Genomic DNA, 1,999 nt, shown 5'->3' with positions numbered 1-1,999 from the left:
GAGGGTCCGAAGAGCCCGGTGGTCACCTGGAGCATTCGCAACTGTGCCTGCGGGCGACGGCGCAGCAAGTGTTGCAGCAGCGGCACGACGACCTGCCAGTCCGGCCCGCCGTTCGCGAGGGCGGTCAGGTCAATCCAGCCGGTCACCACCAGGTCCTGGGCCACATCGTTCAGCGCGTCCGCGGCGGCCTCGGGAACCAGCCGCACGACGGTGGCTGGAGCGAGGAGCGCCGAGACCGCTTGAGCGAGCCGGTACTGGTTCTCCGTGGCCAGACAGACGATCAGGTCGCCTGCGGATGGCTCGGCGAGCACTGATTCGACTGATTCGTCGGCGAGGGGCGCCCAGTCCTTGGTCCACAGCCGGACCAGGTCGAGCGCGGCGCTGGACGGCAGGTCCGGCGATGGCGCCCAGCAACGGACGCGGGCGAACGGATACTCCGGCAGACGCACGATCGTCCGCGGCTCGCCGATCGGCAGGTCACCACCAGCGACCCAGTGCCGCGCCAAATCGGCGGGCGTGGCGTCGTCGCTCTCGGGCAGCGACTCGCGCTGTTGGTGCGGGCCGCCGATGCCGGTCGGCGCACGGCCGAGCCGGGTCGCGTCTGTGGCCGCGGCCGTGTCGGCGAGTCGGTTCAGTTCGTCGACGAGCAGGTCCCGTGATTCGGCGACGATCGCCGCCCGATGTGCCAGCGCGACGCGGGCCGCGCGCAGCGTGTACGCAACGTCCGGCAATGCGTGCTCGGGCTCGTCAACCAGTGCCCGGGCGAGCCGGGCTGCGACCCCGCGAAGCTGATCGCGGGTTCGGGCGGAGAGCACGAACACGCTGTCGAGCGCGCCCGCGTGCTGCGCGAGCCCCTGCGACACAGCAGGCCGCTGAGGCGCTTCCTCGACGAGCAGATGCGCGTTGGCCCCGCCCGCGCCGAAGGAGCTGATCCCGGCTCGCCGCGCCGGTACGTCGTCAGACGCGGGCGCAGGCCATGGTTGCAGGTACCGTTGCACGCGGAACGGCACGTGCTGCCAGTCGATGTTCGGATTCAGCTCTTCGGCATGCAGCGACGGCGCCAACTGACTGTGTTCGAACTGCAGCAAGATCTTGGTCAGACCGGCGATACCTGCGGCCGCTTCGAGATGGCCGATGTTCGACTTCACCGACCCGATCGGCAGGACATGCCGATCAGTAAGGCGCAGCGCGCGCGAGAGCGCCTGCAGCTCGATCGGGTCACCGAGCGCGGTGCCCGTGCCGTGCGCTTCGAGGTAGCCGATGCTCTCGGCGGGTATCCCGGCCCGGTCGAGCGCCCGGCCGAGCACCTCGGCCTGGGCCGGCACGCTCGGCACCATGTAGCCGTTGCTGTGGCCGCTGTGGTTCACGGCGCTACCGAGGATCACGGCGAGTACCTGGTCGCGGTCTGCCAGCGCCTGCTTCAACGGCTTGAGCAACAGGACGCCGACGCCTTCGCCAGGGACGAAGCCGTCGCCACCCGCGCCGAACGCCCGACAGCGGTGGTCCGAAGATGCCATGCCGAGCTGGCGCTGCTGACGAAACTTGTTCGGGTGCAGCGAGAGGTTCACGCCACCCGCAACGGCGAGTTCGCATTCGCCGCTGAGCAGGCTCTGCACCGCCAGGTGGATTGCAGTCAGCGACGAGGAGCACATCGTGTCGACCGTCAGGCTCGGACCGGTCAGCCCGAAGATGTAGGAGACCCGGTTGGCTATTCCGGCGAGCGCGGAACCCGTGGATGGCGCGTCCGGCGAGGCGACTTCGGCCCCGAACAGCGGGTACTCGTTGTACATCGAGCCTGCGAAGACGCCGACGCGTCCGCCGTGCCGGGTGTGCAGGCGGCGCGGCGAGTAGCCCGCGACCTCCCACAGCCGCCAGCAGATCTCGAGAAAGAGTCGTTCCTGGGGGTCCATCAGTTCGGCGTCGCGGGGGGTGATGCCGAAGGGCATCGGGTCGAAGAGCTCGACGTCGTCGAGGTATCCGCCCCACATCTGAGGTGAGG

Annotated in this window: 1 protein-coding gene; it reads right to left on the bottom strand. The window is 69.6% G+C overall.

From position 1 onward, the window contains the following. On the bottom strand, positions 1-1,999 hold a 1,999-nt coding region (locus AC08ON_RS04355), incomplete at both ends, for a beta-ketoacyl synthase N-terminal-like domain-containing protein (RefSeq protein ID WP_476616508.1).

Source organism: Frankia sp. CoWAU3 (assembly GCF_977971855.1).
Note: the sequence above shows the minus strand (reverse complement) of the source record. Positions and strands in the feature narration are given on the sequence as shown.